The 14,391-nt window shown below is 63.7% G+C and carries 12 protein-coding genes; 1 reads left to right on the top strand and 11 read right to left on the bottom strand.

The features are described 5' to 3' along the window. Positions 1-52: 52 nt before the first annotated feature. On the bottom strand, positions 53-1,639 hold the full coding sequence (locus AAG821_RS10405) for an ABC transporter substrate-binding protein (protein WP_341911298.1): 1,587 nt from the start codon (positions 1,637-1,639) through the stop codon (positions 53-55). A 108-nt stretch (positions 1,640-1,747) separates the two neighbouring features. Between AAG821_RS10405 and AAG821_RS10400 the strand changes: the two genes are divergently transcribed. Beyond that, on the top strand, positions 1,748-3,253 hold the full coding sequence (locus AAG821_RS10400; RefSeq protein ID WP_341911301.1) for a M20 family metallopeptidase: 1,506 nt from the start codon (positions 1,748-1,750) through the stop codon (positions 3,251-3,253). Here AAG821_RS10400 and AAG821_RS10395 read toward each other — a convergent pair. The 10 genes from AAG821_RS10395 to AAG821_RS10350 form a co-directional block, all read right to left on the bottom strand. Next, positions 3,250-4,362, bottom strand: a complete 1,113-nt coding sequence (locus tag AAG821_RS10395) for an ABC transporter ATP-binding protein (RefSeq protein ID WP_341911303.1) — start codon at positions 4,360-4,362, stop codon at positions 3,250-3,252. The two genes, AAG821_RS10400 and AAG821_RS10395, sit on opposite strands and share 4 nt — an antisense overlap. Further along, complete coding sequence (locus tag AAG821_RS10390; RefSeq protein WP_341911305.1) at positions 4,359-5,147, bottom strand: ABC transporter permease; 789 nt, start codon at positions 5,145-5,147, stop codon at positions 4,359-4,361. Before AAG821_RS10390 ends, AAG821_RS10395 begins: the two co-directional genes overlap by 4 nt. Positions 5,148-5,149: 2 nt before the next feature. Then, complete coding sequence (locus AAG821_RS10385) at positions 5,150-6,004, bottom strand: ABC transporter permease (RefSeq protein ID WP_341911306.1); 855 nt, start codon at positions 6,002-6,004, stop codon at positions 5,150-5,152. A 20-nt stretch (positions 6,005-6,024) separates the two neighbouring features. Then, on the bottom strand, positions 6,025-7,101 hold the full coding sequence (locus tag AAG821_RS10380; protein WP_341911308.1) for an ABC transporter substrate-binding protein: 1,077 nt from the start codon (positions 7,099-7,101) through the stop codon (positions 6,025-6,027). Positions 7,102-7,143: 42 nt separating this feature from the next. Further along, positions 7,144-8,124, bottom strand: a complete 981-nt coding sequence (locus AAG821_RS10375; RefSeq protein ID WP_341911310.1) for a dipeptidase — start codon at positions 8,122-8,124, stop codon at positions 7,144-7,146. 11 nt (positions 8,125-8,135) lie between these two features. Continuing rightward, positions 8,136-8,885 carry a hypothetical protein gene (locus AAG821_RS10370; protein ID WP_341911312.1) on the bottom strand — a complete coding sequence of 250 codons (750 nt, stop codon included), beginning with the start codon at positions 8,883-8,885 and terminating at the stop codon, positions 8,136-8,138. Further along, positions 8,885-10,606 (bottom strand): hypothetical protein, encoded by a 1,722-nt coding sequence (locus AAG821_RS10365; protein ID WP_341911314.1) that lies wholly within the window; start codon positions 10,604-10,606, stop codon positions 8,885-8,887. Before AAG821_RS10365 ends, AAG821_RS10370 begins: the two co-directional genes overlap by 1 nt. Continuing rightward, positions 10,603-11,379 carry an IclR family transcriptional regulator gene (locus AAG821_RS10360; protein ID WP_341911315.1) on the bottom strand — a complete coding sequence of 259 codons (777 nt, stop codon included), beginning with the start codon at positions 11,377-11,379 and terminating at the stop codon, positions 10,603-10,605. Before AAG821_RS10360 ends, AAG821_RS10365 begins: the two co-directional genes overlap by 4 nt. Positions 11,380-11,565: 186 nt before the next feature. Beyond that, positions 11,566-12,630: an ABC transporter substrate-binding protein gene (locus tag AAG821_RS10355; protein ID WP_341911316.1), complete on the bottom strand. Its 1,065-nt coding sequence runs from the start codon at positions 12,628-12,630 to the stop codon at positions 11,566-11,568. A 24-nt stretch (positions 12,631-12,654) separates the two neighbouring features. Further along, positions 12,655-14,379, bottom strand: a complete 1,725-nt coding sequence (locus tag AAG821_RS10350; protein ID WP_341911318.1) for an amidohydrolase family protein — start codon at positions 14,377-14,379, stop codon at positions 12,655-12,657. Between the last annotated feature and the right edge of the window lie 12 nt (positions 14,380-14,391).

Here is a 14,391-nt window from a genome sequence, read left to right as displayed (position 1 = left end):
TGTGCCCGCGCCATCCTCCCATTGATGGTCTTCTGCCGCCCTCAGCCGGCGATCACTTCGCCGGCTGGATGTAATCGGCACGCACCATCTGGTCGTTGCGGCCGGGATAGTTGATGGTCTTCTTCATTGCCCAGGCCGACTGCTCGAAATGCAGCGGCAGCAGGCCGTAATCTTCAACCACCATCTTGCTGGCATCCTGCAGCAGGGCCGAACGTTTCTCGTCGTCCACCGTGCCCATGGCCTGCAGCAGGAGGGCATCCATCGCCGGATTGGAATAACGCCCCTTGTTGGTGGTGCCCATGCCCTTTTCGCGGTTCGGCGTGGCAACCAGCGAGCGCAGCGCGTTGCTCATTTCCTGCGACGACCAGCCGGCCATATAGGCGCTGTATTTCAGGTCGTCGCGGTTCTTGAAGAAGACCGGCGGCACGGCCGAATCCACCTTGGTCTTCACACCGGCGCGCGTCCACATCGCCGCAATGGCCTGCGCCACCTTGATGTCGTTGATGTAGCGGCCGTTCGGCGTGCCGAGCGAAATGCCGAACCCGTCGGGATAGCCGGCCTCGGCCAGCAGGGCCTTGGCCTTGTTCAGATCATACTTGTCTGGCTTGGCATCCTTGCGCGCCCCGAACATCGGGAAGGGCAGGAAATCGGCGGCCGGGATGGCGAGGTTTTCCATGATGCGCGATGAAATCGCGTCGCGGTCGATGGCGAGCGACAAGGCCTGTCGCACGCGCTTGTCCTTCAGCGGATTCTTGGTCGTGCCCTCGATGCCGACGCTCGGTTCGCCGACATGATCCAGGTGGATATAGATGATGCGATTGGAAACCGCCTGGCTGACATTCAGCTTGGGATCCTTTTTCAGCTTCTCGATATCGTCGGTCGGCGGATCCTCGATCAGGTCGACGTCACCGGCCAGCATGGAAGCCGTGCGCGCCGCAGCATTGCTGAGCGGGCGGAAGGTCACCGTCTTCCAGTGCGGCTTGGTGCCCCAATAGGCGTCGTTGCGTTCCAGCACCAACTGAGTGCCTCGCTTCCATTCGACGAATTTGTAGGGGCCGGTGCCAATCAGGCCCTGGCCCTGGTTAAGCGACTCAGATGTCACACCCTCGGCCACTTCGGCCTTGGCGAGCTTTTTCGGCATGATCGGCAGGTTCGACATATCGAGCGGCAGGGCGGGCGCCGGACCGTCGGTTTTGATGCGCAGCGTCAGCGGATCGACGATTTCATAGCCGGCGATCTGGCGCAGATAGACGGTATACGGCGACGGGCTGTTCGGCACCTTCGCGGCGCGCTGGTAAGTGTAGATCACGTCTTCCGCGGTAAACGGCGAACCGTCGGAGAATTTCACATTCGGCCGCAGCTTGAATTCCCAGGTGGTGTCGTCGACCGGTTTCCACGAGGTGGCGAGGCCCGGCTGGATCTTGCCATCCTTGTCGGCCATGGTCATGGCGTCATGGATATGGAAGGCAATCTGCAGGTTCGGCGTCAGCGCATGATACTGCGGATCGAGCGAGCTGGGCTCGGTCTTGAGACCGATCTTCAGATCCTGGGCCGATGCCGGCAATGCGGCAGCCAGCAGCATGCTGCCCGCCAGTGCCACTGCATTACGACGCAACCAATAACGCGCATTCTGTTTCATGTGATCCCCCGCAATATCTGCAGCATCGGGCTGCCCGCCCTTACCGCAATTCAGATTTCAGAGTAGAAGGATTCCGCCGATCCTGAAAAGCGCAAAAGCAGATCCTTCATGCAAAACATCACCGACATCACCACGCTGTGCGACGCCAAGGCCACCAGCTGCATCGCGCTCAGCGACACGGTCTGGGATCTGGCCGAACTACGCTACCAGGAGCATGGCGCCGTGGCAGCGCAGATCGCGCTGCTGGAAAAAGAAGGTTTTCGCATCACCCGCAACATCGCCGGCATCCCGACCGCCTTCATGGCGGAGGCAGGTCAGGATAGCGGCGGCGGAAATGGTCCACTAATTGGTTTGCTCGGCGAATACGATGCCCTTTCCGGCCTGGGCCAGGCGTCTGGCGTCACCGAGCGGCGTCCCACCGCCCAGGCCAATGGCCAGGGCTGCGGCCATAACCTGCTGGGTGCCGGCGCCGTGCTGGCCGCCATCGCGGTTAAGGACTACCTGAAGATTCACAAACTGCCCGGCCGCGTGCGCTATTACGGCTGCCCGGCGGAAGAAGGCGGTTCGGGCAAGACTTTCATGGCACGCGCGGGGCTGTTCGCCGATCTGGATGCTGCCGTCACCTGGCATCCGGGCAGCTTCTTCGGCGTCATGTCGGTCAACAGCCTGGCCAATATCCAGGCCTATTTCCGCTTCAGCGGCCGTGCCGCCCATGCTGCCAGCGCCCCGCATCTGGGCCGCAGCGCGCTGGATGCCGTCGAGCTGATGAATGTCGGCGTCAACTACATGCGCGAACACATGCCGGCCAATGCCCGCGTGCATTACGCCGTCACCGATACCGGCGGCATCTCGCCCAATGTGGTGCAGGCAAAAGCCGAGGTGCTGTACCTGGTGCGCGGCCCATCGGTGGCGGTGGCCACCACGCTGTTCGAGCGGGTCAAGAAGATCGCCGAGGGTGCCGCGCTGATGACCGAGACCCAGGCCTTTGTCGATTTCGACAAGGCCTGTTCGGAAGTGATGCCCAACACCGCACTGGAATGGGCGATGCATCGCAATATCGAGCAGTTGGGTCCGGTGCAGTTCGACGATGCCGACCGTTCCTTCGCCAGCGAACTGCGCCGCAATGCGCTGACGCCGGAAGACGTATTCTCCAGTCTGCGCAGCGTCGGCGAACCGACGACCTACGACAAGCCGCTGCATGACAGCATCCTGCCGTTTGATGGCACGCCGCGGCAGCTCTATGGCTCCACCGATGTGGGCGATGTCAGCTGGTTGACGCCCACCGTGCAATGCTGGGGGCCGTGCTTCGCCGTCGGCACACCGGGCCATTCCTGGCAGCTGGTGGCGCAGGGCAAGCAGCCGGCCGCGCACAAGGCGATGCTGCAGGCGGCCAAGGCGATGGCGGCCACCGCCATCGACGCCTTGAGTAACGAAGAGCTGCTGAAAGCTGCCCGGGAGGAATGGGAGCAGCGCACGGCGGGCAATCCGTATCAGTGCCCGATCCCGGCACTGGTGGAACTGCCGTTTGAGCGCAAAAACAAGGCCGGCATCCTGCTGGGCAGCGGCACCTCGCCGTTCACCGCCGCGCCACTGACCCGCTCGAAGCCCGTTTAAGCGGCCGGGATGCAGTGCATGTCGACATGGCGCCAGCTCAACTGCAGCTGCGCGCCTTCGCGGATTTCGGTGGCCTGCACAAAGGGAATGCGGGCCCGCAGCTGCACCGTGCCACTGCTGCCCATCAGCAGCACGCTGTCGCCGTAATTGACCAGCGCGGTGACCGTGAACGGCACCACGCAATGGCCGGCAGCCGCACTGCCGTCGCGCCACAGGCTGATCGCCTCGGGCCGTACCAGCACATCGTAGCGGCCGCTGGCCGATGCCGGTGCCTGTGGCAGGCTGAGGCTGCCCAGACCCTCGATCTCCAGCATGCCGGGCCGGCTGGTGGCGGCGAAGAAATTGCTGTCGCCGACAAAGCCGCCGACAAAACGCGTCGCCGGGCGCAGGTAGACATCGAGCGGCGCGGCAAACTGCTCGACCACGCCCTGGCTGAACACGGCAATGCGATCCGACATCGTCATCGCCTCGGTCTGGTCATGGGTGACATAGATCGTGGTAATGCCAAGTTCGCGATGGATACGCTTGATCTCGACCTGCATATGCTCGCGCAGATTCTTGTCCAGCGCCCCCAACGGTTCGTCCAGCAGCAGAACATCGGGTTCGAACACCAGCGCACGCGCCAGCGCCACGCGCTGCTGCTGGCCGCCCGAAAGCTCGCGCGGCTGGCGGCCGGCGAAATCGCCCAGACCCACCATCGCCAGCGCCTCGGCGCTGCGTCGGGCGATCTCGGCGGCCGGCCGCTTGCGCATGCGCAGCGGGAAACCGACATTCTCGGCCGCCGTCATATGCGGGAACAGCGCGTAATTCTGGAACACCATGCCGATATTGCGCTTGTGCGGCGGGATCGGCGCGATCTCACGGCCACCCAGAACGATATGGCCGGCGGTGGGCTGTTCGAAACCCGCCACCATCATCAAGGTGGTGGTCTTGCCCGAACCGCTGGGGCCGAGGAAGGAAACGAACTCGCCCTTGGCAATATCTAGCGAAATGCCGCGCACCGCCTGCTGGCGGCCGTCATAGGATTTGACCAGATCGCGGATCTCGAGATACCTGCCCGTCACGCTGTGTTGCCCTTCTTTCTCGATCCGCCCGGGGAATGCATTCATGCCGGCACGGCTTTCATCTGGGTCTGCCTGATCGCCTTCCACAGCAGCGGGCTGAGTACCGCCAGCAGCACGGCGGCAAACAGCAGGGTCGAGACCACCGACACGATCGGGTCGGCCTCGATGCGGATACTGTCAAACATCTTGCGCGGCAGGGTCGAGGCCGCCTGACCGGAGATGAAGATTGCCACGACCGCTTCGTCGAAGGAATGGATGAAGGCAAACAGCCCGCCGACCAGGAAACCCGGCCGCAGTACTGGGAAGGTGACCTCCCAGAAGGTGCGTAGCGGCCCGGCACCCAGATTCATCGCCGCCCGCTCCAGGTTGCGGTCAAAGCCCTTCAGGGCTGCGGCAATAATCAGATAGCAGACCGGCACCGACAGGCAGGTATGGGCCAGCACCACGCCAAGCGGCGAATGGATGATCTTGAGATGGCTGAAATAGGAGTAGTAGCCGAGCGCCATCACGATATGCGGCACGATCATCGGCATCATCAAAAGCAGGTTCATGGCCGAGCGGCCGAAAAACCGCTGGCGCACCATGGCAAAAGCGGCCGGGATCACCAGCGCCATGGTCAACAGCATGGTGGCAAAGGCGATCAGCACCGAATTGATCACCGGCTGGGTCCAGCGGATATCGGCAAAAAAGGCGCGGTAATAGCCGAGCCAGTAATCCGGCGGCGGAAAGGCGAAGGATTTCGCCGTGCTGAAGCTCATCGGCACCACGATCAGCAGCGGGCCGAGGATGAACAGCGCGCTGAGCAGGGCGAGCGCCATGACAATGCGCATGCTCAGCCCCACAGCTTGTCGAGACCGACAAAGCGATTGTAGATCGCAAAGACGGTCATGGTGACGCAGAGCAGGATCACCGCGGTGGCCGAGGCCTCGCCGAATTCGAGGAATTCCTCGATCTGGGTGCCGATCAGACCGGCGATCATCTGCTCTCGCGGACTGCCGAGCAGCACCGGCGTGACATAGAAGCCCAGGCACATGATGAAGACCAGCGTGCAGCCATTGACGATGCCGGGCGCGCTGAGCGGCAGGAAGATGCGGCGGAAGGCCTGAAACGGCGTGGCGCCGAGGCTGATGGCGGCGCGCACCACATTGTTGTCGATCTTCTTCATCACCGAATAGAGTGCCAGCACCATGAAGGGGATCAGCAGATGCACCATCGCCAGTGTCGAGCTGAAGCGGGTGAACAGCAGTTCCGGGGCCGGCGTCCAGCCCAGCGCATTGAGGATGCCGCGCAGCGGGCCGTTATTGCCGAGAATGACCATCCAGGCAAAGGTGCGGACCAGGAAACTGGTCCAGAAGCTCATCGCCACGATCAGCAGCATCACGGTGGCAAACCCGCCGCCCAGCCGCACGATGGCGTAGGATAGCGGATAGGACAGGAGCAGGCAGAAGACCGTGACAATCGCCGCGGTGCGGAAGGTGCCGAACAGCACACGCCAGTAGAAGTCATCGGTGAAGAAGGCCACGTAATGATGCAGCGTGAACTTCGGATCCATCACGCTGAAATACAGCACCTGGCCGAGCGGAATTAGGAAGAAGACGGCGAGGAAAACGAGCGCGGGCAACAGCAGCAGCCAGGCAGCCGTGCGGCCGCTCCGGCTTTGCGCCACCATTCCTCCTGCCCGCATCATGCCCCGCCCCTCTTTCGGCCTTAGCGGCTGATCCAGCGCTCGAACTGCTTGCTGGCTTCCTGCAACTGGTCAGACGCCTTGGTGGTATCCTGGATCACCACCTTCTTGATGTTGTCCGGCGAGGTCGGCATCAGCTTGGCATCCTCGGCACTGACGAAATCGAAGGCCTTAGGGTTGAGCGGGCCGTAGACATTTTCCAGCGCGAATTTCGAGATGCGTTCCGGCCGGATCGCCGACTGGACGAATTTCCACGCCAGTTCAGCGCGCGGAGAACCTTTCGACACCACCCAGTAGGCGCGATCGAGCAGCGCCTGGTTCCAGACCAGTTCGACCGGGATATTCTCGCGGGTCAGGCGCACCGGATAGGTCTGCCAGATGCCGATCATGTCGACTTCGCCATCGCGCAGCAGCTGGCCCGACTGCGGCCCCTGGGTCCACCACACGCGCAGATGCGGCTTGATCCGCTCCAGCGCCTTGAACGCGCGGTCGAGATCCATCGGATACAGCTTGTCCGGCGCCACCCCGTCGGCCAGCAGCGCGATGGCAAGTACGCGGCCGGCATGGCGCTGCAGGCAGCGGGTGCCGGGGAATTTCTGCGGATTGAAGAAATCGGCCCAGGTCTGCGGGCCACCATTGGGGAACTTGTCCTTGCGGTAGGAAATCAGCGTGGCGAAGGCATGCGAGCCGACACCGTTCTGGAACACCGCCCCGGGCCACAGCTTGGACTGATCCAGCGGTGCCTTGGAAGCATCCTCGATGATGCCGGCCTCGTTGGCGCGCACGATGTCGGAATCGCCCAGAGTGGTGACGTCGAATTCATAGACACCGGTCTTCACCTGCGCCGCCAGCTTGGCAAAGGAGACCGGCGAGACCGTCTTGATCTCGACACCGGTCTCTTTCATGAAGGGTTCGAACAGATGCTTCTGCGCCGCTTCCTCCCAGGGGCCGCCCCAGGTGTTCACATAGAGCACCTCGCGCGCATAGGCGCGATTGATGAACGGACCCGGGAAGGTGAGCGCGGCGGTGGCACCGGCCAGTTGCAGTGCCGAACGGCGGCTGATCGCCTTGCCGTCTGCCTTGTTGGTCTTGCTGGTCATAATCCCCTCCTCCAGTGTCCCCGGTTAAATGTCAGCCGATCTTCAGGCGAGTGAGGCCTCGTAGACGCGGCGCCAGTTGCCATGCGTGATCTTGGCCACTTCCTCGGCGTTGAACCCCTTGCGCCGCAGGCCATCGGTGATCTCGCCGATATTCTGCACATCGCGGAACCAGTCGGCCGGCGGTGCCTTGCCGGGCCGCGCAGCCGAGCCGGCACCGTAATCGATGCCGCGTGTCCAGCGGCCCGTGCGCATCCAGTCGAGATCCTTCTGGGTGGTGTTATGGCTGCGATCCGTGCCGATGCCGACATGGTCGATGCCGGCGATTTCCACCGTGCGGGCCACCATATCGCACCAGTTATCCACCGAGGCGCAGTAGTGATCGCCGGCGATATTGCGATAGGTGGCGCAGCCGATGACGCCGCCATTGTCTTTCAGCGCCTTCAGCACATCGTCGGTCTTGTTGCGCTTGTGCGGATAGAGCGAGTCGGCATTGGCGTGGCTGATCGCCACCGGCTTCTGCGAGAACTTCACTGCATCCAGCGTCGTGCGGTTACCGACATGCGACAGGTCGACCAGGATGCCGGTGCGGTTCATCTCGCGGATCACTTCCTTGCCGTAACGGGCAAGGCCGGAATCATGCTCCTCGTAGCAGCTGCCGCCCAGGTCATTCTGGTTGTTGTAGGTCAGCTGCACGACCCGCACGCCCATATCGGCGAACAGCTCGACGAAGGCGATGCGGCCTTCGAACAACATGGCATTCTGGAAACCGAGCAGCAGGGCGAGCTTGCCTTCGGCGACGGCGCGATCGATATCGGCGGCATTCTGCGCGATGCTGACGATATCCGCATTGGCCCGCGCCATCTCACGCCAGCGCGCAATCGAGTCCATCGACTCGACGGCGTTTTCCCAGAAGCCCAGCGTGACGGTGACGCAGCGTACCGTGCCCTTGAGCAGGGATTCAAACACCGCGCGATCGAAGTGACCGCACTGCAGACCATCGAAAATCATCGCATCATTACGCATGGTCGATACCTTCAGGCAGCAGGCTGGGACAACAGGGACAGGTCGGTTTCATCGTCATCGGGACGACCGATGATGCGGCCATTCTCGTCGACGATGATCGGACCGGCATGGCGGCGCGACACCACCGAGTCGGGGGTCAGCGACTGGTTCGACAGGTGATAAAGATCCGACCAGAGCTGGCGCGGCGTGCGGAAACCTTCGCGCAGCATGCGCGACAGGAAGGGGTCAAGGTCATTGCTCGACATGGCGATCGCACTGGTGCCGCTGCTGCGGTCGGATCCACGGATCAATGCACCATCATCGGTGATGGTGATCCCGAGGCTGACCTGATGGCGCAGCGCCAGCGGTGTCAGGGCCGCCAGCATCTCCGGCATGCGCACATCATGCACGGCCAGCGACGCCGTGCCGCGTCCCGTCGCCTGCCCGGCGACCGGCCGGCGGCACTGCTCGACCACCAGTTCGAGCAGTGACGGCATGATCGCCCAGGCATGTTCGCCCTTAGCATCCAGCTCGGCCTTGCCATCAGCCTCGAAGAAAAAAACCCGGGCCGGATGCATCGCTTTGATACTGTCGAAATCGTCGCGCAGATGCGCCAGCGCCCTCAGGCCCTGGCCTTCGCAAGCCAGGATCGCCTCGCGCACCGCCGTGACACTGCCGCGCGGCAGCTCGGTGAGCAGCAGGATACGTTCGACGATCAGGCGCGTCTCGCGCACCGACAGCAGGATTTCGTCATGGGCGGTTTCGGTGCTGGACAGGCTCATCACACGGGCTCCGCGGGATAGAACCAGTCGCCATGCGTGCCGGTTCGCAGGTCTTCGGGCAGGGGGGCGCCGTGATAGAGCACGCCGCGCAGGTTGCGATTGAGGAAGTCGCGGGTCTTGTCGATACCATGCAGGCCGACATTGAGCAGCCGCACCATCTGGATCGGGATGAAGTCTTCGGCCATGATGTTCATATGCGGCGAGTGATAGCGCAGGCCGCGCAGGGTCTGCACACGCGCCACAATGCCGCGCTGCTCGGGATGACCGAGCAGGAAATGCGCCATCGTGCGGTCTGCCGGCTGGCTGGCGAGCACGACATCCAGCTGCTGGATCAGGCGGGGCAGGTCGAGGCCGAGATTGAAGGCCTGTTCGACCTCTTCGCGCGGACCACGGCGCGGCTCCTCGGCGGTGGCCGACTTGTACCAGATATAGCGGCGCGAGGCCTCGGTGCTGAGATCCATGGCGAAGCACCAGGCGTATTCATCACGCAGGATCTGGCGCAGTTCGCCGACCCGCATGGCCGGTGCCACGGTGGTCTCCTCACTCACGATCATTGTCTCGCAAAGTGAATCGGCCAGTTCGGGCACCAGTTCGATCAGCAGAGAATGCAGCGTTTCCTGCGTCTCGGGCAGCACCCGATCCTCCAGATGATCGCAGAGTGCTGCCAGCGGCACCGGGGATGGCAGGCCGCCGATATGACCGGTGGTGATATAATCGTTTAGCGCATTGTGCACGATGGCAAGCTCGGCGGCGATCGTATCGCTCGGCACCAGCGCGTCATAAACCGTGCGATCTTCCAGACGAAACCGGATGACGCGATCCAGCAGGGCCTGCAGGCGTTTGATTTCCGGGCTGCCGGGCAGCGCCGACAATCCCTTGGCATGAGCCAGCGCGGTTTCGCGCGCATGCAGGAAGCGGTCGAGCAGCCTGGGGTGGTTGTTGGCAAACAGGATCAGGCCCAGTGCCGAACCGTTGCCGACGCCGAGAAACCGTCGGATCGCCGGATCGAGACTGACCGCCTGGCTGCCGGCACGATGGCGCGCCAGGTTGGTGACCAGGTCGGTGGCGAATTCGCGCATCATATAGGCGCTGAGCATCTGCGCGGCGAGCGGGTTGCGCAGGGCATGGTTGGATTCGAGCGCGCGGAACGACCGGGTGCCGAAGGTACCATTGCCATCCAGACCGGTGTTGCGCATCAGGTAGCAGACCTGCGACAGGCGGCTGAGTTCTGGCTGCCGGCCGGCGCTGAGACTGTCGACCACATGATCGAAGGCGCGCGAGGACCGGTTGGAGCGCGCCCAGACCAGCGTGCGTTCGGTTGCGCGTCCGGCATAGAGCTTGGGCAGTTCGCGCTGGGTATGCTCGATCTCCGCTGCCGACATCGGGCCTTCCACCAGCGCACCCATCATGTCCCAGTTGCGGCCGATGATGCGGCCGGTGCGGCCGGCGGGATTGAACTCAAACGAAAAGACCGGAAAATCGAAAATGCCGCCCGGCGTGGTGATGCGATACAACGCCGTGCCCTTGGCACGCTCATCGATGTCGAAGCTCAGGCACTGCACATCCCAGCGTTCCCGCGTCATCCGCGCGATCAGGGCGCGCGACACGCTGAGCCGGCTCGGCTGGATCGCCGCCAGGCGATCGGGCTTCATCAGCACTTCGGCCGGGCGCAGCGCCACGGCCGGCTCGACCTGCAGAGATGCGGGGCGCGGCTGGGTCACTGTTCCTTCCCCTGGATCATGCGGGTGATCTGTTCGGCGGCGCGGATCAGCGCCTCGCGGCTTTTGCCGGCATCGAAGCGATTGGCGGGACCGACCAGCGACAAGGCTGCGTAGCAGCGGCCGGCGGCATCGAAGACCGGCGCGCCCGAGGCCGAAACGCCGGCCAGGCGGCTGCCCGAAACGGCGAAGGAGTCGCGGCGCACCTGGGCCAGCAAGGTCGCATCCGGCAGTGCCACACCGCGTTCGCGCCAGCCGGCGATACGCTCGGCTTCGGCGAAGGCGACCAGCACGCGGCCGGTGGCGGAATTGTCCAGCGACAGGCTGGACCCGAGCTTGGAATCGGCACGCAGCAGTTCGTCGGACTCGACGCGCTGCACGATGCGGGCCTCGTCGCCATCCAGCACGGCCAGCGACGCCGTCTCGCCTACCTCGGTGACCAGACGCTGCATGACCGGCAGCATGCGCGAGCCCAGGCTGGCCTGTTCCAGCGCCGCATGCGCCACCTGCACGGCGCGTAAGGAGAGCCGGAAGCTGCCATCCTGCAACTGCTCGACCCAGCCGGCAGCCATCAGGGTGACCAGCCGCTGGTAGACCGTGCCGCGTTCGCCGCCGATCAGGCGGGTCAGGTCGGCCAGACGGATCGGCTTGGCCACCGTCGCCATGGCATCGAGCAGCGACAGGGTCTTGAGCACCGAGCTTAAGGGGCGAACGCCGCCTTTTTTCTCGGTCGATGCTGTCGTGGTGGAAAGGCTGGTCTCGGTTGCGGTTTGCATTTGTATTCTATGTGAAGACATTGTATTATAATAAAATACTCACGCAATTGACCCGCCATCGTCAAGCGGATTCTGTCGGGTCGCTGCGAAATGGAGGGGTGAAGGCCCGGCACCGGGCACGAGCCAGGGTTTCGAAACTGCCAAACCTGCCGCCGGACGAGAGCGTCCCGCGGCAGGTGCAGAGCCTTACAGGCTGCTCATCGCCTTTTCGACGAAGCGCAGGTCATAAGCATCCTCGAATTTGAAGCCGGCCGGAATGCCCGGCTGCTGCAGGGTCTTCAACTCGTTGTCGAGGAAGTCGAGATTGAGGTCGAACTGTGCCTTGGTCGGCACCGGCGTCTTCATGTACATGCCGACATTGTTGGCGAACGCGGTCTCGAACAGCACCGGGTCCATATCGGCAAAGTATTCCTTGGCAAAGGCCTTGAAGCCGGCCGGGTCGCCGGCGATGCCCTTGAGCGCCAGCGCGATACCCTTGCAATAGGCAGTCAGCTCGTCCGGCTTGTCCTTGATGGTCTTCTCGCTGACGCTGGCGGTGATGTAGAGATAATCCTGCAAGGCTGGCGGCGGATTGGTCACCATGTTGAACAGATAGACCGCGCCGAATTTCGACACCGCCATGTCAGAGGCCGGCGAGGACAGCACGAAACCGTCGATGGTGCCGCGATCCAGGGCCGCCAGCATCGGTGACACACCGCCCTGGATCGGCACCAGCGTAGCGTCGCGATCGGGATCGATCTTGGCCATGCGCATGAAATAGCGCGCCAGCTGGTCCGGGCCGCCGCCGGCACCGGTGGTGCCGATCTTGAGGCCGCGCAACGCCGCCGCCTTCTTCTCCGGTGGCGAGGCCTCGGTGACGCCGGCCTTATCGGCGGCCTCCTTCTTGATCACGATGTTGGAAGCAAACTTGTTGACCCAGCCGCAGATCATCTTCACCGGCTGGCGGCGGATCTGCACCCGCATATTCTGCGTCGGCGCACCGAGCAGGATATCGGCGGCACCGCCGATCAGCGCATCCTGGTTGACGCCGCGATTGGTGGCGGCCAGCTCCAGCTTCAGGCCGGATTTGGTGAACAGCCCGGTGCCCTGGGCGAAATCTTCCGCCCCCCAGAGGAAGGATTTGGCATTCGAGCGCAGGCTCGAGGCGGTCAACCCGCTCTGCGCCGTTGCCGGCATGGCCAGGCCCATGCTGCCGATGAACCCGACTGATGCAACGCCCTGCAGAAACGCCCTGCGCTCAATGTCACGCATCTTCCCCTCCTCGGTTGAACCCCATCAGTGATGTGCAGTGCCGCTGCGCAGGACATGGCCCGGCATGCGGCCGGCCGGCATTGCCTCGCCCGGCGGCGGCAGCACGGTGCCATTGACGATGACGGTGTGGATGCCCGAAGCGCGCGAGATCAGGCGGTCGGCACCGGCCGGCAGATCGTAGACGCGTTCCAGCGGGCCGGCGCCAACAGTGGCAGGATCGAACACCACCACATCGGCGGGACGACCCAGCGCCAGCAGGCCGCGATCGGCGATACCGAAGATCGCGGCGGGACGGCCGGTCAGCATATGCACGGCGCGTTCGAGGCTCAGCGACTTTTTCACCCGCACCCAGTAACCCAACAGATGCGTGGCGTAGCAGGCATCGCAGAGCTGCGACAGATGCGCACCGCCATCGCCCAGGCCGACCACCGTGTTCGGGTCCTGCAGCAGCTCCTCAACCTCGTCTTCCTGGAAATTCACCAGCGGCATGCGGAAGCGTGCGCGCAGGTTGCTCTGCACCGCCAGATCGAGAATCAGATCGACCGGCGAAATGCCGCGTTCCTGCGCAACGGACTCGACCGTGCGGCCGACCAGCGCGGGCTCTTCCTCGCACCAGCTGATCTCGGTGAGCCGCCACGATGCACGGCGCATGTCGCCTTCAGACTTGCCGCCGGAGAAATCGCCGTCGCGGCCGCCGCGGCCGGCCACTTCCTCGCGGAACTGGTGGCGGAAATCCTTATCGGAATAGATGCGCATCAGATCAGCCTCGCCTTTGGCGACACGCACCGGCTTGAACAGGCTCCAGGTGTCGAACACCACCGGCGAGCGGAAATCAAACTCGCTGACGATGGGCCGGCAGGCGACCTGCGGATAGATCGGCTTGCCCTGCGCCACCAGCTGCTTGGTGCGCTCCAGGCTCTCGCGATGGCGGCCGGGGCCGAGCTGGCCGGCGAGCAGCGCGGTCCAGCAGACCGGGCGGCCGCTTTCGTAATGCATGCCGAGGTAATGATCGAACAGCGGCTCGCGCGCGCCGTTGTAATGGATGATGCCGCTGCCGGCCTGCCCGACCGCGCGACCCAGGGCCAGCATCTCGTCGAATTCGGCGAGCCGGCTGGGGATCGGCTTGCCATCGAAGCCGATATGGATGCGCGACACCGACGTGCCGAAGGCAATGGCCCCGGCCTTCATGCCCTCGCGCACGATATCCTGCATCTGGATGACTTCATCCTGCGTGGCGGCACGCTCGACGGCCGCCTCGCCCATCACGTAAAGCCGCGTCGCCGTATGGCCGATCATCGCCCCGACATTGATCGCGGTGCCCATCTTGTCCAGCGCATCGAGATACTGCGGGAAGGTTTCGAACGGCCAGTCGTTGCCCAGACCGGCTTCCAGCGCGTTCAGCGGCATGGCTTCGACGCGTTCCAGCGTGCGCAGGATCAGGCTGCGGTCTTTCGGTCGCGTCGGCGCCACACCGAAACCGCAACTGCCCATTACCACGCTGGTTACACCATGCCAGGGCGAAATGGTGAGCATCTGGTCCCAGAACACCTGGGCATCGTAATGGGTGTGGATATCAACAAAGCCCGGCGAGACCACCAGGCCATCGGCTTTCACCGTGCGGGCCGCCGTATCCGGCGCATGGCCCAGGGCGACGATGCGGCCGTCCTTGATGCCGACATCACCGCTGTAGCCGGGCTTTCCGGTGCCGTCGATGATGGTGCCGCCAACGATCTTCAGGTCATAGGCCATGACTGTTCCTCT

The sequence above is a fragment of the Ferrovibrio terrae genome (assembly GCF_943372915.1).
GTDB classification, from domain to species: Bacteria; Pseudomonadota; Alphaproteobacteria; order Ferrovibrionales; family Ferrovibrionaceae; genus Ferrovibrio; species Ferrovibrio terrae_A.
Note: the sequence above shows the minus strand (reverse complement) of the source record. Positions and strands in the feature narration are given on the sequence as shown.